The organism is Pseudomonas sp. GWSMS-1, assembly GCF_049847425.1.
Classification (GTDB): Bacteria; Pseudomonadota; Gammaproteobacteria; order Pseudomonadales; family Pseudomonadaceae; genus Aquipseudomonas.
The window spans coordinates 3,491,300-3,510,089 of record NZ_JBMHHV010000005.1; the positions used below are offsets into that span (position 1 = coordinate 3,491,300).

An 18,790-nucleotide genomic window follows, 5' to 3' on the forward strand; every position below is an offset into this window, starting at 1 on the left:
CCTGATTCGGTGATAACAATAAAATGCACACCCGCACACTTGAAGCACCTAACCTGTCACGCCGCAGCCTGCTCAAAGTCGGCCTACTGGGCACTGCCCTGCTCGGCACGGCCGGCCTGACCGCCACCCTCAGCGGCTGCTCGGCCAGCACACCGAAAGCCGGTTTTGCGGTAATTCGCGAAACCGACCTGCCCTTCCTGCAGGCGCTGATCCCGGTGATGCTCGCGGGCGCGGTACCCCCGGCGCAGATGCCGCAGGCCATCAGCGGCACCCTGGAGAACCTCGACTACAGCCTCAATCATCTATCGCCCGAACTGCTCAAGCTGACCGTGCAGCTGTTCGATGTGCTGGCCCTGCCCATCACCCGCGGCCCACTGACCGGGGTTTGGGGCAGCTGGCAGAACGCCTCGGCTGCCGATATACAGGCGTTTTTTGAGCGCTGGCAAAACAGCTCGTTGGCGCTGCTGAAAATGGGCCAAGCCTCGCTGCTGCAGTTAGTCATGATGAGTTGGTACAGCCGCGCCGAGTCGTGGGCGCACTGCGGCTACCCCGGCCCGCCAACTGTTTGACCACGACCTGCTGCGCGTCGGCCATGCCGCGAGATCGTCAATGAGCGGAACCGCTGGACGCTAATAAGAATTCGCCTGAGAGCACCTCAAATGCCCGTACCCGATAGTTTCAAAGAAGGCCTGGCCCGTGGCTGGAAGACCTACAACGGTTCGCAGCTAGACAACGACCTGACCCTCGAAGCGGACGTCGCCATCGTCGGCAGCGGCGCGGGCGGCGGCACTACGGCTGAAATCCTCAGCGCAGCCGGCTTTAAGGTGCTGCTGATTGAAGAAGGCCCGCTGAAAACCAGCGATGACTTCAAGATGCTCGAAGACAAGGCCTATGCTGAGCTGTATCAGGAAGGCATCGGGCGCATGAGCAAGGATGGCGCGATCACCATCATGCAAGGCCGTGCGGTCGGTGGCACCACCCTGATCAACTGGACCTCCAGTTTCCGCACGCCCACGCCGACCCTGGAACACTGGGCCAAGGAGCATGGTGTCCAAGGCCACAGCGCCGAAGACATGGAGCCCTGGTTTGCGCAGATGGAACAACGCCTGGGCGTTGCCCCTTGGGCCGTACCGCCGAATGCCAATAACGAGGTGATTCGCACCGGCTGCAGCAAGCTCGGCTACGAGTGGCAAGTGATTCCGCGCAACGTGCGCGGCTGCTGGAACCTCGGCTATTGCGGCCTGGGCTGCCCGACCAACGCCAAACAGTCGATGCTGGTCACCACCATTCCAGCGACCCTGGAAAAGGGCGGCGAACTGCTCTATCTGGCGCGCGCCGAACGTTTGCTACTGGATGGCGACACAGTCACGGGCATCGAGTGCCTGGGCATGGACGCGCGCAGTGTCGCGCCCAATGGCCGCAAAATTACCGTTAAAGCCAAGCATTACGTACTGTCCGGCGGCGGAATCAACACGCCGGGCATTCTCCTGCGCTCCGGCGCCCCAGACCCCCATCAGCGCACCGGCAAACGCACCTATCTGCACCTGGTGAACTTCTCGGCCGCGCTGTTCGAACAGGTGATCAACCCGTTCTATGGCGCGCCGCAATCGATCTATTCCGACCACTTCCAATGGGATGACGGTGCGGCAGGTCGCCTCTCTTACAAGCTCGAAGTGCCGCCGCTGCAACCCGCCATCACCGCCACAATGCTCGGGCGTTTTGGCATCGACAACGCCATGCGCATGGAGCAGCTGCCCCACACCAACGTGATGCTGGCGTTGATGCGCGATGGTTTTCACCCAGACAGCGCCGAAGGCAAAGTTGAGCTGCGCGGCGACGGTAGCCCGGTGCTCGACTACCAAATGACCGATTACACCTGGGACGGCATACGCCGCGCCTTCCATACCATGGCCGAAATTCAGTTTGCCGCTGGTGCCAAAGCGGTACTGCCGCTGCACGCCGATGCCGGTTACGTGAACACCCTGGCGGAGGCAAAACGCCTGATCGACAGCTTCAGCCTGGAGCTGTATCGCACACGCCTGGGCAGCGCCCACGTCATGGGTGGCTGCGCCATGGGCGAAGACCCACAGCATGCCGTGACTGACAGCCTTGGCCGCCATCACCAACTGAGTAACCTGTCGATCCATGACGGCTCGTTGTTCCCCACCAGTATCGGCGCCAACCCGCAGCTGTCGATCTACGGCCTGACCGCCAAACTCGCGACAAAACTCGCCGAACGTCTCAAGCACGCCTGATGACAGGGTATTCACGGGCCATTCTGCGCCCGTGAATCACGGCGATCCGCCGTGCCCGACTTGGCCACGGTGAAGCGCTGCGCTACCATCCGTCTCCCCAACGAACCCGCCAGGACGTCACGATGAATCGAGTGTTATACCCAGGCACCTTCGACCCCATCACCAAGGGGCACGGCGACTTGGTCGAGCGCGCGGCACGGCTGTTCGACAGCGTGATCATTGCAGTCGCCGCCAGCCCGAAGAAGAACCCGCTGTTCAGCCTGGAACAACGCGTCGAACTGGCTCGGGAGGTCACCCAACACCTGCCCAACGTTGAAGTAGTGGGTTTCTCAACCCTGCTGGCGCATTTCGCCAAGGAACAGGGTGCGAATGTATTTCTGCGCGGCCTGCGGGCGGTGTCCGACTTCGAATACGAGTTCCAACTGGCCAATATGAACCGTCAACTGGCCCCTGACGTGGAAAGCCTGTTCCTAACGCCGTCGGAAAAGTACTCGTTTATCTCCTCAACACTGGTGCGTGAGATCGCCGCCCTGGGTGGTGATATCTCCAACTTCGTACACCCGGCCGTAGCCGCCGCGCTGACTGAACGCTTCAAGCGCTAAGTCATTACCGCATGGCCACGTGCATGCGTGGCCCCGATGCGGCACAATTTGCGCCAACGTCTTTCTGTACACATCTAGGCTGCGCCATCGGTTTGCAGCGGGAGTGGTTACACATGTCACTGATCATCACCGACGACTGCATTAACTGCGACGTCTGCGAACCCGAGTGCCCTAACGCGGCAATTTCCCAGGGCGAAGAAATCTACGAGATCGACCCCAACCTGTGTACGGAATGCGTCGGCCATTACGATGAGCCGCAATGCCAGCAGGTCTGTCCGGTCGATTGCATCCCGCTCGATGAGAACAATGTCGAGAGCAAGGATGATTTGATGCAGAAGTACCTGATCATTACCGGTAAAGCATGAAGACCGGCCGCCTGATCCGCGGCCATCTTCCCTGGCGCGCCCTTTTCGGTGCGCTTGCCCTACTCTGCGCCCTTGAGCTGCATGCCGCCGCCCTGCCCGAACGCATTGCGGTTGCCACGGCGCACCCCGCCGCTACCGTCGCGGGCCAGGAAACCCTGGCGCTGGGCGGCAATGCCTTCGATGCGGCCGTCGCCATCAGCGCCGCTCTCGCGGTAGTCGAACCTTACGGTTCCGGACTCGGCGGCGGCGGCTTCTTTTTACTGCGAGAAGCCGGCGAATCGCCCACCTATCGCTTTCTCGATGCCCGCGAGCGTGCGCCACTGGCGGCCCACACCGACCTCTATAAAGTCGATGGCGAAGTACACAAACAGCTGTCTCTGAACGGCGCACTGGCGGCTGCTATTCCCGGCTTGCCAGCGGCGTTGGTGCAACTGGCAGAGCGTTTCGGCCGCCTACCGCTGCGTGACTCGCTGGCCCCGGCTATTCGCCTGGCCCGCAGCGGCGTCAGCATCGACCGGGTTTACCGCGAGCGCGCAGGCTGGCGCCTTGAGGCCATGCGCAATGATGCAGAAACCGCGCGACTGTTCCTCGAAAAAGGCGACATACCGCAAGAGTTCAACTTACTGCGTCAACCCGAACTGGCCCTGACACTGGAGCAACTGGCCGTTCAGGGTCATCAAGGCTTTTACGGCGGCAAGGTCGCCGAAACACTCGTCCAGGCGGTACAGGCGGCAGGTGGTATCTGGTCGCTCAACGACTTGGCCGACTATTGCATCGTTGAGCGCAAGCCGTTGCGCGTCCAGCTTGATCAAGGCCGCGAGCTGATCAGCGCACCGCCACCGTCAGCGGGCGGCATTGCCTTGGGGCAAAGCCTGCTGATGCTGCAGCAACTGCCCTGGCAGCAGGGTGATGCCGTACAGCGCACCCACCTCGTGGTCGAGACACTGCGCCGTGCTTACCGCGACCGCGGTCTACTCGGCGACCCCGACTTTGTGAACAACCCCGCCGCCCAACTGCTTGCGCCTGACTACCTGAAGCAACTGGCCAGCAGCATCGACCCGCAACACGCCACACCAAGCGACAGCCTGCCACCGAGCAGCCCCTGGAAAGAAGGCGATCACACCACGCATTTCACGGTGCTCGACACCGAGGGCAATGCAGTGGCCGCCACACTGTCGGTCAACCTGCCCTTCGGCGCCGCCTTCACCGTGCCCGGCACCGGCGTATTGCTGAACAACGAAATGGATGACTTTGCCGCCGACATACAAGGCAGTAACGCCTACGGCCTGAGTGGCAGCCAGGCCAACAGCATTGCCGCCGGTAAACGGCCCCTGTCGAGCATGAGCCCGAGCTTTATCGAAAGCCCTGAGGACTTCGCCAGCTTCGGCACGCCAGGCGGCAGCCGGATTCCCAGCATGGTGCTGCTGGCGATGCTCGAGTACTTGGATCAACAACCCATCGAACGCTGGCCCAGTGTCGCGCGCTACCACCATCAGTTCCGCCCGGACCTGATCGAGCACGAGCCAAACACATTCAGCGCTGCACAACGCGCGGCGCTAAACGCACTGGGGCATCAATTGAAATCGACGGGGCGGCAATACGGGAATCAGCAGGTGCTGTTCTGGGACAAACAAGGCGGAGGGGTTGAGGCGGCCAGTGACCCGAGAGGCATCGGCACGGCGGTAGTCAAACCAGCCGCACCGCAGTAATTCGCTTACTGGCGGAGCTTGTTTACATTACACCTGGCCGCCAGCCCGAATCGGTAGCCAGGCGTTGTCAACGCTATTAGTTCTGGCGGTAACCGCTGGTGGTGCAACCCAAGCAGCGTACGAAAGCTTCTTTGCCAGGTTCAACGACCATCGCTTGAGCGGCTTCGCCCACATTGCCACCCAAAGCAGTAAACGGCAGGCTGACAACAAAGGCTACAACGCCAATAGCCGTTGCCCCGATCAGCAATGGCCGCGCGATCAGCAGATCACCCAGCATCGAATAAGCTTTTGGCGCATTGGCGGTGTAGAGAGGGTCGCCGCTAGTGTTCTGCTGCGCTACCTCAGCATGGGCTGGCAACGCCAGCAGGCCAGTGGTCAGCGCCAGAGCAGCAGCGGTTGAGCGGAACAGTTTCATGGGGCGATCCTTCAGTGTTTAGGAGGCAGTGAGACTAACTATAACAGCGCATTGATAATTGTCAGCGTGACGCCCGTCAATCCCCATAAAAGGCATATTCAGGTTTTTTCGGGATAAAGGGCCGGTAAAACGCCAGGATCGCATTGAGATCCGCTGTTTCGTCCCCCGTCGGCATAAAAGTCGGCCCGATAAACACGCGCCGATTCTGATAGTCCAGCGCACCCATCACGATCGGCACGCCGGCTCCCAGGGCAATGTGATAGAAGCCCATTTTCCAGCGTTCGACCTTCTTGCGCGTGCCTTCGGGCGAGAGTATCAACATAAAATGCTCATGCTCGCTGAAGGCCCGTATGGCCTGCTCGACGGTATTGCCCTGGCGCTCACGACGAATGGCAATACCGCCCCACAAACGCATCAGCGCACCAAAGGGCCAGCGAAAGATCGTGTGCTTACCGAACCAGCGGGCATTCAGGCGCAGCACAAATTTCACTGCGATAAAAATCACAAAGTCCCAGTTGGAGGTGTGGTGCGCGCCGATGACGACAAACTTGTCGAGTTTCGGCAGCTGGCCTTCGATACGCCAACCCATCAGTTTCAGCGCCACGCGGCCCACCCATTCGGCCAGCCGGTTGCGGGGTAGATAGTTACCGGACATCAATACCTCGGTCTTTCTTATTGTTATGTGCTCAGCGCCTGCCAGTTGCGGCCGAGCAGTCAAATCTCAACGCGCCGCAAATACCTTAGCGCTGGCAGCGCGGGCAATACACGCTGGCGCGCTGGCCCAGCTTAACCTCGCGCAGGGTGCTGCCGCAGTGCTTGCAGAACTCACCGCCACGGCCATAGACGAACAGTTCCTGCTGGAAATACCCCGGCTGACCATCACCACCGACAAAGTCGCGCAGGGTGGTGCCGCCGCGCTCAATCGCGTGAGCGAGAATGCGTTTGATCTCAACCGCCAGCTTTAGGTAGCGCGCCCGCGACACGGAACCGGCTTCGCGACGCGGATCAATGCCCGCCGCAAACAGCGCCTCCGAGGCATAGATATTGCCCACACCGACCACCACGGCGTTGTCCATGATAAAGGGCTTAACCGCCATGACCCGGCTACGCGACTGCTGAAACAACCGCTCGCCGTCAAACAGTTCGGTCAAGGGCTCCGGCCCTAGCTTGCTCAACAGCACATGGCTCAATGGGTCGGCACTCCAGAGCAGTGCACCGAAACGCCGGGGGTCGGTGTAGCGTAAGGCCAGGCCGGACTCTAGCTCGATATCCACATGCTCATGCTTAGCCGCCGGCAGGCCGCACTCGACCAGGCGCAGGCTGCCAGACATGCCCAGGTGGCTTATCAAGCTGCCCGTTTCGGCCTTGATTAGCAGGTACTTGGCGCGGCGTTCGACGCATTCGATACGCTGCCCGGACAGCTGGATATCCAGGTCCTCGGGGATCGGCCAGCGCAGCCGGCGCTCACGCACGATCACCCGGCTAACGCACTGACCTTCAAGGAAGGGCGCAATGCCGCGGCGGGTGGTTTCTACTTCTGGAAGTTCTGGCATACCGAATCATCAGCTGAGCAATTGGAGCGGGCGCTTACCTTATCAGGAATGCCCCGAAAACGACGCCACAGGCTAGCGTGCCCCCAGGTCGCGAATGCTCTCGCGCAGGTTCTCGAAGTCATACTCCGACAGCCCGACATACTCCAGCACCAGCTGCTCAATGCTTTGCCATTCATGGTCTTCAGCCTGATTGCCAAGCACCCGATGGCTGGCACAGATGTGCTCCGCCATCTTCAGAATCGCCAGCAGAGTTTTCAGCTGCGCATCGCGGCTGGCGTCTTCGCTAAAAATCGCCAGCGCATTGTGGTGGCTGGCAATCGCTTCGCACAGGTGCAGCGGCAGGTTCCACGACTTGGCGGTGAAGTAGCCAACCACCGCATGGTTGGTATTCAGCAGACGATTTTCGGTATCCACCACCCGGCGCTCATCGGTGGCGCTGGCATAGGCTTCTTCCAGCACGCTCATGTAATGGGGGAAACGCTTGAGCATCAGCGGGATGCCGCAATTGTGAAACAGGCCCAGCGCGTAGGCCTCATCCGGCGAGTGGTAACCGATACGTTTGGCCAGGCTCAGGCAGGTCATGGCCACGTCTTGAGCAGTGTCCCAAAAGCGGTTGAGGGTGACGATGGCCTCATCCGTCAGCTCGCCACGAATCGACTGCGCATTGATCAGGTTGATCACCGTATTGCAGCCCAGCAAGTTGACCGCCTGCTGGATCGAGGCGATGCGGTTGGCCAGGCCGAAGAACGGCGAGTTCACCAGTTTAAGCAGCGCGCCGGACAACCCCGGGTCCTGGCTAATCAGTTTGGCGATGGCGCGCAGGTCCGGATCGGGCATCACCTGCTCCATCTGCAAATCCACCATGATCTGCGGCTGCGGCGGCACGCTGATGCCTTGCAGTACTTGCCGGATATAGTCGGCGGAGAGCTCTTGAGACATGACAGGGAAAACCGAAATGAGAGGTGTGCCACAGTTTAGCGATTCCCCCAACACTTCCACAGTCGCGTTTTGTAACCGTCGCGACGCTAGGGTTTGTTGACCTTTCAGCGCGACCGCAGCGGAAACGCCAACAGAGCCTGATGAACCAGCTATAATTCCGCTCTTTTTTCGGAGTCCCCAGCATGTCCCTGCCCAGCCTGCGCCTGAAAGCCAACGCCGACCGACGCCTGCGCGCCGGCCACCTGTGGGTCTACAGCAACGAAATCGACGTCACCGCCACGCCACTGAGCGGCTTTGTGGCCGGCGACCAGGCCATCCTCGAAGCGGCCGGCGGTAAAGCGCTGGGCGTCGTAGCGATGAGCCCGAACAACCTGATCTGTGCGCGCCTGCTGTCGCGTGACCTCAAGCATGTGCTGGACAAATCCCTATTGGTTCACCGCCTCAACGTGGCCCTGTCGCTGCGCGAGCGCCTGTTCGACAAGCCCTGCTACCGTTTGGTATTCGGCGACTCCGACCTGCTGCCGGGCCTGGTGGTCGACCGTTTCTTCGACATTCTGGTGGTGCAGCTGGCCTCCGCCACCATGGAACGCCATAAAGATGAGGTGCTCGCCGCGCTGATTCAGGTGTGCAAGCCCAGCGGCATCCTGCTCAAGAATGACTCCGCCGCACGCGACGCCGAAGGCCTGCCGCGTTACGTTGAAACGCCATTTGGTGTGGTCCCGGAGTGGGTCGCGCTGGAAGAGAACGGCGTGAAGTTTGAAGCCCCGGTCATTGAAGGGCAGAAAACCGGCTGGTTCTACGACCACCGCATGAACCGTGCACGCCTGGCGCCCTACGTCAAAGGCAAGCGCGTACTCGACCTGTTCAGCTATATCGGCGGCTGGGGTGTGCAAGCGGCAGCTTTCGGTGCCAGCGACGTGATGTGTGTGGACGCCTCCGGCTTCGCCCTCGACGGGGTTGAGCGCAACGCCGCGCTGAACGGCCTGACCGATAAAGTCGCCTGTGTTGAAGGCGATGTCTTCGAAGCTCTGAAACAGCTCAAGGCATCAGAAGAGCGCTTCGACGTGATCGTCGCCGACCCGCCCGCCTTTATCAAACGCAAGAAAGACCAGAAAAACGGCGAAGGCGCCTACCGCCGCCTCAACGAGCAAGCTATGCGCCTGCTCAACAAGGACGGCATCCTGATCAGCGCCAGCTGCTCCATGCACTTGGAAGAGGACAACCTGCAGAACATCCTACTGACCAGTGCGCGCCACCTGGATCGCAACATCCAGCTGCTCGAACGCGGCGCCCAAGGCCCGGACCATCCGGTGCACCCGGCGATTGCCGAAACCCGCTATATCAAAAGCCTCACTGTGCGCCTGCTGCCCAACAGTTAAATGCCGCAGCACGTGCACCGATATATCAATCACGCCTAAGCGTGCGCACCTGCCGAGTGCATCTTGGCAGGTGCTTCCTTCTACCCCGCACTGTTACCACTCCCCACACCCGCCTGGCGCAACCGCGCCACTGCGCTAGGCTCAAACCCCAGTACTGCTGTGATTACGATGCCCTGCAGCAGTGATGGCACAGTGCTTGCGTTGCTTGAACACTCAAACGCGTTGCCCGCCACATCAACACCGTGGCCAACGGACTCAAGCATTCAGCTAACGGCCACAAGCCGTTATCTATTACGCACACAATTGGGGAGGGGTATGGCTGACCTAGCAGGGGACAAACCGTTCCTGCAATTCACCAACGTGAAAAAAACTTATGACCACAAGAACCTAGTGGTCAAGGACTTCAACCTGGATGTGGCCAAGGGCGAATTTATCACCCTGCTCGGCCCTTCCGGCTCGGGTAAAACCACCTGCCTGATGATGCTTGCGGGCTTCGAAGACGTGACCAGTGGCGAGATCCTGATCAATGGCCGCTCGGTCACCAGCATCGCGCCTTACCAGCGCAATATCGGCATGGTGTTCCAGCAGTACGCACTGTTTCCGCACATGACCCTGCGCGAAAACCTCGCCTACCCGCTGAAGATCCGTAAGCAGCCCAAAGACGTGATTCGCGCCAAGGTCGATGAATACCTGTCGCTGGTCGAGTTACTGGATTTCGGCAACCGCTTCCCTGGTCAACTGTCCGGAGGCCAACGCCAACGGGTGGCCTTAGCCCGCGCGCTGATCTTCGCCCCAGACATCGTATTAATGGACGAACCGCTTGGCGCGCTCGACAAAAAACTGCGCGAGCAGATGCAGTTCGAGATCAAACGCCTGCACGAGCAGCTCGGCTTCACCGTGATCTACGTGACCCACGACCAGACCGAAGCCCTGACCATGAGCGACAGGATTGCCGTATTCGAAAGCGGCATCGTCCAGCAATGCGCGGCACCCCATGTGCTTTACGAACGCCCGGCCAATCTGTTCGTCGCCGATTTTATTGGCGAGAGCAACAAGCTCAAGGGCGTGATCGAAGCCGTCAGCGAGGACAGCGTCCAAGTGCGCCTGGACGCCGGCGGTTTGGTCCGCGCGCTAAAAGCCAACTGCACGGAAGTCGGCCTGCCCACCACCGTATCGATTCGCCCGGAGAAGCTCAGCTTTACCGAACGCCTTGGCAGCACCGGCAATCAGGTCATGGCACGGTTCGTCACCCGCCACTATGTCGGCGAGTACATCCGCTATCACTTCATCACCGCTGACGGCACCGAGCTGGTGGTTAAGAACATGAATGACAGCAGCGCCCCGCAACTCAGTGCCAAGGAAGAAGTCGCCCTGGCCTGGCAGCCGCAAGACAGCCAGGCCCTGGATCGCCCCGTCGTCACGACACCCTGAACGATAAGAAGCAATGGAGCTCAGCAATGGCTAGAACACTGACCACCCGCTTTTCCACCTTCGCCCTCGCAGCTGCACTGGGTACGGCAAGTTTCGCCGCCAGCGCCGAGGAAACCCTGACCGTCGTATCCTGGGGCGGTGCCTATGGCGCAGCCCAGCAAAAGCATGTGATTGATCCGTTCCAGAAAGACACCGGCAACAAGGTACTGTTCGAGGATTACACCGGCGGCGTGGCGGAGATCAAAGCCCAGGTCGAATCCGGCAATATCCAGTGGGACGTGGTCGACTTCGAAGTGATCGACCTCGAACGCGCTTGCTCTGAAGGCTTACTGGAAACCATCCCGCGCGACATTCTGCCGGCCGGTATCGATGGTGTCCCTGCCGCTAAAGACTTTATCCCCGAAGCACTGGCCAGTGAGTGCGCGGTCGGCAACATCGTCTGGTCAGTGGTGTTCGCCTACAACGAGAAAACCATCGGTGGCACCAAGGCTGCCAGCATCAACGACTTCTTCGACACCACGAAGATTCCTGGCAAGCGCGCCCTGCGCAAACGCCCGCAAGTGAACATGGAATGGGCCCTGCTAGCTGACGGCGTAGCGCCGGGCGACGTTTATGAGGTGCTCTCCACGCCGGAAGGCCAGGCCCGCGCCTTTGCCAAACTAGACACCATCAAGCAAGACATCGTCTGGTTCGATTCCTGGTCGCAAGCCCCGCAGCTACTCAACGACGGTGGCGCCGTGCTGGTGCAGTCGGCCAACGGGCGCTTCTATGACGCCATCCGCCAGGAGAAAAAACCTTTCGTCATCGTCTGGGACGGCCACGTCTACGACCTCGACGCCTGGGCCATCGTCAAAGGCTCGAAGAAGAAAGACCTCGCGCTGAAGTTCATTGCCTACGCCACTGGTTCCAAGCCACTGGCCGGCATGCCAGATGTAGCCTACGGCCCGACCCGCAAGTCTTCCATGCCGTTGGCCGATCAGAGCGCCGCACCGCACCTGCCGACCGCGCACCTGGATAAAGGCATCCAGGCCGGCTCGGACTTCTGGGCGGACTACGGCGAATCGCTCGGCGAGAAATTCAACGAGTGGCTGTTGAAGTAATGCCTCGGACACCTCGCGTCGCATTGGCGCGGGGTGTCGCTTTCAGGTTGCAAAGGAGTTAACGCTTGTCCTCACTCACCCGCACCGAAGCCAGCCAAGCCTCCAGCGCCCGCAACAAGAAACGCCTCACGGCCTTTCTATTTGTCGTGCCGTTGCTGATCTTCATCCTGCTGAGTTTTGTTGCACCAATTGCCAGCATGCTCTGGCGCAGTGTCCACCACCCCACGGTGGCCACCCTGATTCCGCTGACCCTGAGCGAGCTGCAACGCTGGGACGGCAAAACGGTTCCTGATCAACAAACCCTGAGCGTCTTTGCCCAAGAACTGCACGACCTGGCCAAAGTGCGCCAGTCCGGCAAACTCGCCGAAGAGTTCAACCGCGCCTCAGCGGGCATGTCCAGTGTGGTCAAATCCACCGCCCGTAAACTTTCGCGCCTGGATAGCGAGCAGTTGGCACAGCAAGGCGCCGAGATCCTGCTCAAATCCAACCGCAAATGGAGCAGGCCGGACATCTGGTTCGCCATCCAACGCGCAGGCAAACCCTACACTTATGATTACTACCTGACCGCGCTCGACCTTGAACTCGACCAAGAGCACGGTATTCAGGTACGCGAAGACACGCAGATCTATCTGCAGCTGTACAGCAAGACCCTGAGCATGGCGCTAGTCATCACCATTTTCTGCGCCCTGCTTGGCTACCCGCTGGCCTATTACCTGGCTCGTCTGCCGGAAAACCGCGCCAACTTGTTGTTGGTGCTGGTGCTGTTACCGTTCTGGACCTCGCTGCTGGTGCGCACCACCGCCTGGATCGCACTGCTGCAAACCAACGGGGTGATCAACTCCTTCCTGCTCGGCGTCGGCGTGATCGGCGAGCCAATTGAAATGCTCTACACCTCGTTCGCCACCGTGGTCGCGATGACCCATATCTTGCTGCCGTTTATGATTTTGCCGCTGTACAGCGTGATGCGCGGTATCGACCCCAGCTACCTGCGTGCAGCGCTGTCGTTAGGTGCACGACCGATACCGGCCTTCGCCCGCATCTATTTCCCGATGACCCTGCCGGGGCTGAGCGCCGGGGCGCTGCTGGTGTTCATCATCTCGGTGGGTTACTACATCACCCCGGCACTGGTCGGCGGCACCGATGGGCAGATGATCAGTAACATCATCGCCTTCCATATGCAGCGCTCGAACAACTGGGAACTGGCCGCCGCGCTAGGCTCCTTACTGCTCGCGCTGATCCTGCTGCTGTACTGGCTCTACGACCGCTTCGTTGGTGCCAGCAATATCAAACTGGGATGAGCTGATATGTCCAAGATTCCCGCCTATTACGGTTTTTGGTATCACCTGGGTAGCTGGCTGTTAAAGACCAGCTCCTGGCTGGTGCTGCTGTTTTTGATCATGCCGATCCTGGTGATCATTCCGCTGTCATTCAACGTCGAGCCCTTCTTCAGCTTTACCGAAGGCATGCTCACCTTCCAGCCTGAGGCCTATTCGCTGCGCTGGTACAGCGCCATCTTCAGCGATGACAAATGGCTGCTGGCAATCAAGAACAGCTTTTTCATTGGTTTCTTCGCCACCCTGCTGGCCACCGTGCTAGGCACTTGCGCCGCCGTGGGCCTGGCGCGCGACGATATGCCGATGCGCCGCCTGATTACCGCCCTGCTGCTGTCGCCGATGATCGTGCCGCTAATCATCACTGCCGCCGGGATGTTCTTCTTCTACTCCGACCTTGGCCTGGCCGGTAACTACTTGGGCATCATCATCGCCCACGCGGCCCTCGGCACACCATTTGTGATCATCACCGTCACCGCCACCCTGACGGGTTTCGACTACAGCCTGGCCCGCGCGGCGCTGAATCTGGGTGCCACGCCACTGCGGGTGTTCTTCGACATCATCATGCCGCTGATTCGCCCAGGCGTGATCTCCGGCGCGCTGTTCGCCTTTATCACCTCTTTCGATGAAGTGGTGGTGATCCTGTTTATGGCCGGGCCGCAGCAACGCACCATTCCCCGGCAAATGTTCTCGGGCCTGCGCGAGCAGATCAACCCGAGCATCCTGGCCATCGCCACCCTACTGATCCTGATGTCGATTGTGCTGCTGATCACCATCGAGCTGCTGCGCCGCCGCGCCACCCGCATGCGCGGTATTGAGCAGATTGAATAAGCACCCCGCGCTTTCGCCTCACGCCGCCTGGGATTAGAATCGCCACTCTCCTGCCACATCCCAGGCGGACTTGTAGCCCGGCCACGCCAGCGCCCACACCGCGCCAAGCAGCGCCCCAGCCCAGCAGATGCTCACTCGCGTTTGCCTTGGGCCTGAACCCGGCTCAACATACGCACCAACAGCCCGTTGCCAGCACAGCACTAGTGTCTGTGAACGCGTAACCTGATTAGCCTTTGCAGGATTTATCACCATGCCTGACTACCGCTCAAAGACCTCCACCCACGGCCGTAACATGGCCGGCGCCCGCGCCCTGTGGCGTGCTACCGGGATGAAGGACGAAGACTTCAAAAAGCCGATCATTGCCGTTGCCAACTCCTTCACCCAGTTCGTACCCGGCCACGTGCACCTGAAAGACATGGGGCAACTGGTCGCCCGCGAAATCGAGCGGGCCGGTGGCGTGGCGAAAGAATTCAACACCATCGCGGTCGATGACGGCATCGCCATGGGTCACGACGGCATGCTTTATTCGCTGCCGAGCCGCGAGATCATTGCCGACTCCGTCGAGTACATGGTCAACGCTCACTGTGCCGACGCGATTGTTTGCATCAGCAACTGCGACAAAATCACTCCTGGCATGCTGATGGCTGCTTTGCGCCTGAACATCCCAGTGATCTTTGTTTCCGGTGGGCCGATGGAAGCCGGCAAAACCAAGCTGGCCAGCCATGGTCTGGACTTGGTCGATGCCATGGTGATCGCCGCTGACGAGAGCGCCAGCGATGAAAAGGTTGCCGAATACGAGCGCAGCGCTTGCCCGACCTGCGGCAGCTGCTCCGGCATGTTTACCGCTAACTCGATGAACTGCCTGATGGAAGCCCTGGGCCTGGCCCTGCCGGGTAACGGTTCGACCCTGGCTACCCACAGCGACCGCGAGCAGCTGTTCCTGCAGGCCGGCCGCACCGTGGTCGAGCTGTGCAAACGCTACTACGGCGAAGGCGACGAGTCGGTTCTGCCGCGCAATATTGCCAACTTCAAGGCGTTCGAGAATGCCATGAGCCTGGACATCGCCATGGGTGGTTCAACCAACACCATCCTGCACCTGCTGGCCGCCGCCCAGGAAGCCGAGATCGACTTCGACCTGCGCGACATCGACCGCCTTTCACGCAAAGTGCCGCAGCTGTGCAAGGTCGCGCCAAACATCCAGAAGTACCACATGGAAGACGTCCACCGCGCAGGCGGCATCTTCAGCATCCTCGGCTCGCTGGCCCGTGGCGGCCTGCTGCACACCGACCTGCCGACCGTACACAGCCGCAGCATGGAAGAGGCCATCGCCAAATGGGACATCACCCAGACTGACGATGAAGCCGTGCACACCTTCTTCCGCGCAGGCCCGGCCGGCATCCCGACGCAGACCGCCTTCAGCCAGAGCACCCGCTGGGAAACCCTCGACGACGACCGTGAGAACGGTTGCATCCGCAGCGTCGAACACGCGTACTCGCAGGAAGGTGGCCTGGCCGTGCTGTACGGCAATATCGCCCTCGACGGTTGCGTGGTGAAAACCGCCGGTGTTGATGAGTCGATCCACGTCTTCGAAGGCAACGCGAAAATCTTCGAGAGCCAGGACAGCGCAGTGCGCGGCATCCTCGCCGACGAAGTAAAAGAAGGCGACATTGTCATCATCCGTTACGAAGGCCCGAAAGGCGGCCCGGGCATGCAGGAGATGCTCTACCCGACCTCCTACCTGAAATCCAAAGGCCTGGGCAAAGCCTGTGCCCTGCTCACCGACGGCCGCTTCTCCGGCGGCACCTCGGGCCTGTCCATCGGCCACGCTTCGCCAGAAGCCGCCGCAGGCGGTGCCATCGGTTTGGTGCAGGAGGGTGACAAGATCCTGATCAACATCCACGAGCGCACCATCAACCTGCTGGTCAGCGACGAAGAAATCGCCCATCGCCGCCACGAGCAGGACAAAAAAGGCTGGAAGCCCGTGGAACAGCGTCCGCGCAAAGTCACCACGGCGCTCAAGGCCTACGCCCTGCTCGCCACCAGCGCCGACAAAGGCGCTGTACGCGACAAAGCGCTGCTAGAGAAACTGGTACCCTAAGCCCCAGCCCAACAAAAACCCGGCCTCTGCGCCGGGTTTTTTATGCCCCGGGTATGCCTCGCGGTGCTAAACCGCAGGCAATATCGCCGCCCCGCCACCCGCCACGCCCGCAGCTAGTTAACAGCCAACGCTGGGCGTGACGGGTATTGCTCAGTAGAATCGCGCTCTTTTTTCCGGAGCACCACCATGAGCGCACTCGACAAGCCGCCCGTCACCGACGAACTGGTGTTCGGCCTGGAAGACCGTCCCAAGCCCCTGATCAGCCTTCTGGCGGCCTTGCAGCATCTGCTGGCGATCATCGTACCGATCGTCACCCCGGGCCTGTTGATCTGCCAGGCGCTGGGCGTATCGGCGCGCGACACTAACCTGATCGTCTCGATGTCGCTGGTGATTTCCGGCATCGCCACCTTTGTTCAGTGCAAACGCTTTGGCCCCTTCGGTGCCGGGCTGCTAATCGTGCAAGGCACCAGCTTCAACTTTGTCGGCCCGCTGATTGCCGGTGGCGCATTGATGGTGCAGCAAGGCACGCCTGTGGAAGCCGTGATGGCGGCGATCTTCGGCGTGGTGATCGCCGGCTCGTTTGTCGAAATGGGCGTGTCGCGCATCCTGCCTTTCGTCAAACGGCTGATCTCGCCGCTGGTCACCGGCATCGTGGTGCTGATGATTGGCCTGACCCTGATTAAAGTGGGCTTGATCAGCATGGGCGGCGGCTTCTCGGCGATGGCCGACGGCACTTTTGCCAACGCTGAAAACCTGATGCTGTCCGGTGTGGTGCTGGGTGTGATCGTGGTGCTCAACCGCATTCCACTGGTGTGGATGCGCAGCTGCGCCATCGTCATCGCCCTAGCGGTCGGCTATGCCCTGGCCGGTTACCTCGGTCGCCTGGACTTCACCGGCATGCACGAGGCCGAGTTGTTCCAGGTGCCGATGCCGCTGCATTTTGGCCTGAGCTTTTCCTGGAGCCTGTTCATCCCCATGTTGGTGATCTACCTGGTGACGTCCCTGGAAGCGATTGGCGATGTCACCGCCACCAGCAAAATCTCCCGTCAGCCGGTCGAAGGCCCGCTGTGGATGCAGCGGATCAAGGGCGGCGTATTGGTCAACGGCGCCAACTCGTTGCTGGCTGGGCTGTTCAATACCTTCCCCAGCTCGGTGTTTGCGCAGAACAACGGGGTCATTCAGCTGACCGGTATTGCCAGCCGCCACATCGGCCTATGGATTGCCGCGATGCTGGTGATTCTCGGCTTGTTCCCCAGCGTGGCCGGGGTGATTCAAGCCGTGCCTGAACCGGTACTGGGTGGCGCGGCACTGGTGATGTTCGGCGCAGTCGCCGCCGCGGGGATCAACATCATTGCCGGCGTGCAACTGGATCGCCGCGCCCTGCTGATCATCTCGGTGTCCCTGGCCCTGGGCCTCGGCGTGTCGCAGGTGCCGGAATTCCTCGCACACATGCCAGCAGCCCTGCGCAATGTACTGGAGTCCGGCGTTGCCACCGGCGGTATCTGCGCCCTGCTGATGAACTGGTTCCTGCCTGAAACCCAGCATCCCAAACCGTAATAAGCCATATAACCACTCACTGGCGGTCAACAATATAAGCCTTAATTCATACAATCATCTATATCAATTTTTAGCTAAACTATGCGCTTTCCCAGATGACCGCGTCATTTTCTGACGTATGCGGCTTATTACCAAAGGAATGCCATGAACTCTTGGTTCGCAAACATCAGCGTTATGCTCAAACTGGCCCTGGGCTTTGCCGTCGTGCTGCTTCTGACGGCCGCCCTTGCCATAACTGGCTGGACCGGCCTGGACACCCTGATCTATCGCAGTGACCGAATGAGCAGCATTACCGAGCTGAGCGACCGCCTGGATCAACTGCGCAGCGCTCGCCTCGAGTACGAAGTGGAAAAAGGCGACGAGCAAAAAGGTGCGCTGATCCAGACGGCACTGGATCAGTTCATCGCCAAGCAAAAACGCCTAGTAGACGAGCTGAAGACCCCTGCAAACCTGCGCAAACTTGACCAAGTTGAGCAGGCCAGCGCGAAGTATCAGATGGCTCTGAACGCCATGCGTGAGGCTTATCGCAACGACGCTGCCACGCGAAAAGAGATGGGGGTGAATGCGGTTAAAGGTGCCGCCTTGATCGCTAAGATCATCGATGACGTCGAAGCCATGCCCGCATCGGACGAGCGCCGCTATGACCGCTATAAGGCCATCATCAAGGCCAAGGAAGACCTGATCCTGCTGCGTTATGAAGTTCGCGGCTACACCGGCAACCCCAATAGCAGCACCGAACAAGCGGCCGCGCGGCGGCTCGATATTGCGCTCAAGGGCATCGCAACCCTCAATGGCGTATTCGGCGCAGCTCATGCCGACAGCATCACTCAACTGGAGGCTGCACTGCTGGGCTATCAACGCGCGGTGCAAAACTTCACCACCACCAGCCGCGAAATCGACAATGCCGTGCAAAGCACCATTGACGCTGGGGAATCCATCACCCTCCTGACCAAGGATATGTACGCCAGCCAATTGGCCGCCCGTGACGACGACATCGCCCAGGTCCAGACCCTGCAATTGAGCGGCACCGCCCTGGCGATGGTTCTGGGTCTCTTTGCGGCACTGATCATCACCCAGCAGATTACGCGCCCACTGCAGGACACCCTCGCCGTGGTTGAACGCATTGCTGCCGGCGACCTCACGCAGGACATGAACGTGACCCGCCGCGACGAACTGGGGGCCTTACAGCAAGGCATCCAACGCATGGGCAGCACCTTGCGCAACC

General features: G+C 60.4%; 16 protein-coding genes and 1 pseudogene. 13 read left to right on the forward strand and 4 right to left on the reverse strand.

Features of this window, described 5'->3' with window-relative positions; genetic code table 11:
- Nucleotides 1-23: 23 nt before the first annotated feature.
- The 5 genes from ACEPAJ_RS19965 (at nucleotide 24) to ggt (ending at nucleotide 4,931) form a co-directional block, all read left to right on the forward strand.
- A complete protein-coding gene (locus ACEPAJ_RS19965; protein ID WP_425917302.1) occupies nucleotides 24-569 on the forward strand; it encodes a twin-arginine translocation pathway signal protein in 546 nt (181 codons plus the stop codon).
- Between the two features lie 90 nt (nucleotides 570-659).
- Nucleotides 660-2,255 carry a GMC family oxidoreductase N-terminal domain-containing protein gene (locus ACEPAJ_RS19970; RefSeq protein WP_425917304.1) on the forward strand — a complete coding sequence of 532 codons (1,596 nt, stop codon included), beginning with the start codon at nucleotides 660-662 and terminating at the stop codon, nucleotides 2,253-2,255.
- A 122-nt stretch (nucleotides 2,256-2,377) separates the two neighbouring features.
- Complete coding sequence (coaD, locus tag ACEPAJ_RS19975; RefSeq protein WP_160013623.1) at nucleotides 2,378-2,857, forward strand: pantetheine-phosphate adenylyltransferase; 480 nt, start codon at nucleotides 2,378-2,380, stop codon at nucleotides 2,855-2,857.
- 113 nt (nucleotides 2,858-2,970) lie between these two features.
- Nucleotides 2,971-3,222, forward strand: coding sequence for a YfhL family 4Fe-4S dicluster ferredoxin (locus ACEPAJ_RS19980; RefSeq protein ID WP_136663464.1), 252 nt, complete (start codon nucleotides 2,971-2,973; stop codon nucleotides 3,220-3,222).
- Nucleotides 3,219-4,931: a gamma-glutamyltransferase gene (gene ggt, locus ACEPAJ_RS19985; RefSeq protein ID WP_425917307.1), complete on the forward strand. Its 1,713-nt coding sequence runs from the start codon at nucleotides 3,219-3,221 to the stop codon at nucleotides 4,929-4,931. Before ACEPAJ_RS19980 ends, ggt begins: the two co-directional genes overlap by 4 nt.
- A 76-nt stretch (nucleotides 4,932-5,007) precedes the next feature.
- Here the strand turns inward: ggt and ACEPAJ_RS19990 are convergent, their stop codons facing one another.
- The 4 genes from ACEPAJ_RS19990 to ACEPAJ_RS20005 form a co-directional block, all read right to left on the reverse strand.
- The gene (locus ACEPAJ_RS19990; protein WP_425917309.1) at nucleotides 5,008-5,346 is read right to left on the reverse strand and encodes a multidrug transporter; all 339 of its coding nucleotides are present in this window, start codon (nucleotides 5,344-5,346) and stop codon (nucleotides 5,008-5,010) included.
- A gap of 76 nt (nucleotides 5,347-5,422) precedes the next feature.
- Nucleotides 5,423-6,001: a lysophospholipid acyltransferase family protein gene (locus ACEPAJ_RS19995; RefSeq protein WP_425917311.1), complete on the reverse strand. Its 579-nt coding sequence runs from the start codon at nucleotides 5,999-6,001 to the stop codon at nucleotides 5,423-5,425.
- Nucleotides 6,002-6,086: 85 nt separating this feature from the next.
- Nucleotides 6,087-6,899, reverse strand: coding sequence for a bifunctional DNA-formamidopyrimidine glycosylase/DNA-(apurinic or apyrimidinic site) lyase (gene mutM, locus ACEPAJ_RS20000; RefSeq protein ID WP_425917313.1), 813 nt, complete (start codon nucleotides 6,897-6,899; stop codon nucleotides 6,087-6,089).
- Between the two features lie 72 nt (nucleotides 6,900-6,971).
- Nucleotides 6,972-7,784 (reverse strand): HDOD domain-containing protein, encoded by an 813-nt coding sequence (locus ACEPAJ_RS20005; RefSeq protein ID WP_425918125.1) that lies wholly within the window; start codon nucleotides 7,782-7,784, stop codon nucleotides 6,972-6,974.
- Between the two features lie 236 nt (nucleotides 7,785-8,020).
- Here ACEPAJ_RS20005 and ACEPAJ_RS20010 point away from each other — a divergent pair, with 236 nt between their 5' ends.
- The 8 genes and pseudogenes from ACEPAJ_RS20010 to ACEPAJ_RS20045 form a co-directional block, all read left to right on the forward strand.
- Entirely contained in the window at nucleotides 8,021-9,217 is a 1,197-nt protein-coding gene (locus ACEPAJ_RS20010) for a class I SAM-dependent rRNA methyltransferase (protein ID WP_425917315.1), read from the forward strand.
- Between the two features lie 315 nt (nucleotides 9,218-9,532).
- Entirely contained in the window at nucleotides 9,533-10,648 is a 1,116-nt protein-coding gene (locus ACEPAJ_RS20015) for an ABC transporter ATP-binding protein (protein WP_425917317.1), read from the forward strand.
- A 26-nt stretch (nucleotides 10,649-10,674) separates the two neighbouring features.
- A complete protein-coding gene (locus ACEPAJ_RS20020; protein ID WP_425917319.1) occupies nucleotides 10,675-11,748 on the forward strand; it encodes an ABC transporter substrate-binding protein in 1,074 nt (357 codons plus the stop codon).
- A 65-nt stretch (nucleotides 11,749-11,813) separates the two neighbouring features.
- On the forward strand, nucleotides 11,814-13,046 hold the full coding sequence (locus ACEPAJ_RS20025) for an ABC transporter permease (RefSeq protein ID WP_425917321.1): 1,233 nt from the start codon (nucleotides 11,814-11,816) through the stop codon (nucleotides 13,044-13,046).
- Between the two features lie 6 nt (nucleotides 13,047-13,052).
- The gene (locus tag ACEPAJ_RS20030) at nucleotides 13,053-13,910 is read left to right on the forward strand and encodes an ABC transporter permease (RefSeq protein ID WP_425917323.1); all 858 of its coding nucleotides are present in this window, start codon (nucleotides 13,053-13,055) and stop codon (nucleotides 13,908-13,910) included.
- A gap of 250 nt (nucleotides 13,911-14,160) precedes the next feature.
- A complete protein-coding gene (gene ilvD, locus ACEPAJ_RS20035; protein WP_425917325.1) occupies nucleotides 14,161-16,008 on the forward strand; it encodes a dihydroxy-acid dehydratase in 1,848 nt (615 codons plus the stop codon).
- 186 nt (nucleotides 16,009-16,194) lie between these two features.
- On the forward strand, nucleotides 16,195-17,565 hold the full coding sequence (locus ACEPAJ_RS20040) for a nucleobase:cation symporter-2 family protein (RefSeq protein WP_425917327.1): 1,371 nt from the start codon (nucleotides 16,195-16,197) through the stop codon (nucleotides 17,563-17,565).
- A 174-nt stretch (nucleotides 17,566-17,739) separates the two neighbouring features.
- Nucleotides 17,740-18,774: pseudogene (locus ACEPAJ_RS20045) on the forward strand (methyl-accepting chemotaxis protein); the annotation flags it as partial.
- Nucleotides 18,775-18,790 lie beyond the last annotated feature (16 nt).

Excerpts from the sequence above, each read along its gene's own strand:
- coaD (WP_160013623.1), top strand. The coding sequence starts at position 2,378 with ATGAATCGAGTGTTATACCCAGGCACCTTCGACCCCATCACCAAGGGG.
- ACEPAJ_RS20020 (WP_425917319.1), top strand. The coding sequence starts at position 10,675 with ATGGCTAGAACACTGACCACCCGCTTTTCCACCTTCGCCCTCGCAGCT.
- ACEPAJ_RS20015 (WP_425917317.1), top strand. The coding sequence starts at position 9,533 with ATGGCTGACCTAGCAGGGGACAAACCGTTCCTGCAATTCACCAACGTG.
- ACEPAJ_RS20040 (WP_425917327.1), top strand. The coding sequence starts at position 16,195 with ATGAGCGCACTCGACAAGCCGCCCGTCACCGACGAACTGGTGTTCGGC.
- ACEPAJ_RS19990 (WP_425917309.1), bottom strand. The coding sequence starts at position 5,346 with ATGAAACTGTTCCGCTCAACCGCTGCTGCTCTGGCGCTGACCACTGGC.
- ACEPAJ_RS19965 (WP_425917302.1), top strand. The coding sequence starts at position 24 with ATGCACACCCGCACACTTGAAGCACCTAACCTGTCACGCCGCAGCCTG.
- ACEPAJ_RS19970 (WP_425917304.1), top strand. The coding sequence starts at position 660 with ATGCCCGTACCCGATAGTTTCAAAGAAGGCCTGGCCCGTGGCTGGAAG.
- ACEPAJ_RS20010 (WP_425917315.1), top strand. The coding sequence starts at position 8,021 with ATGTCCCTGCCCAGCCTGCGCCTGAAAGCCAACGCCGACCGACGCCTG.
- ACEPAJ_RS19980 (WP_136663464.1), top strand. The coding sequence starts at position 2,971 with ATGTCACTGATCATCACCGACGACTGCATTAACTGCGACGTCTGCGAA.
- ilvD (WP_425917325.1), top strand. The coding sequence starts at position 14,161 with ATGCCTGACTACCGCTCAAAGACCTCCACCCACGGCCGTAACATGGCC.
- ACEPAJ_RS19995 (WP_425917311.1), bottom strand. The coding sequence starts at position 6,001 with ATGTCCGGTAACTATCTACCCCGCAACCGGCTGGCCGAATGGGTGGGC.
- ACEPAJ_RS20030 (WP_425917323.1), top strand. The coding sequence starts at position 13,053 with ATGTCCAAGATTCCCGCCTATTACGGTTTTTGGTATCACCTGGGTAGC.
- ggt (WP_425917307.1), top strand. The coding sequence starts at position 3,219 with ATGAAGACCGGCCGCCTGATCCGCGGCCATCTTCCCTGGCGCGCCCTT.
- mutM (WP_425917313.1), bottom strand. The coding sequence starts at position 6,899 with ATGCCAGAACTTCCAGAAGTAGAAACCACCCGCCGCGGCATTGCGCCC.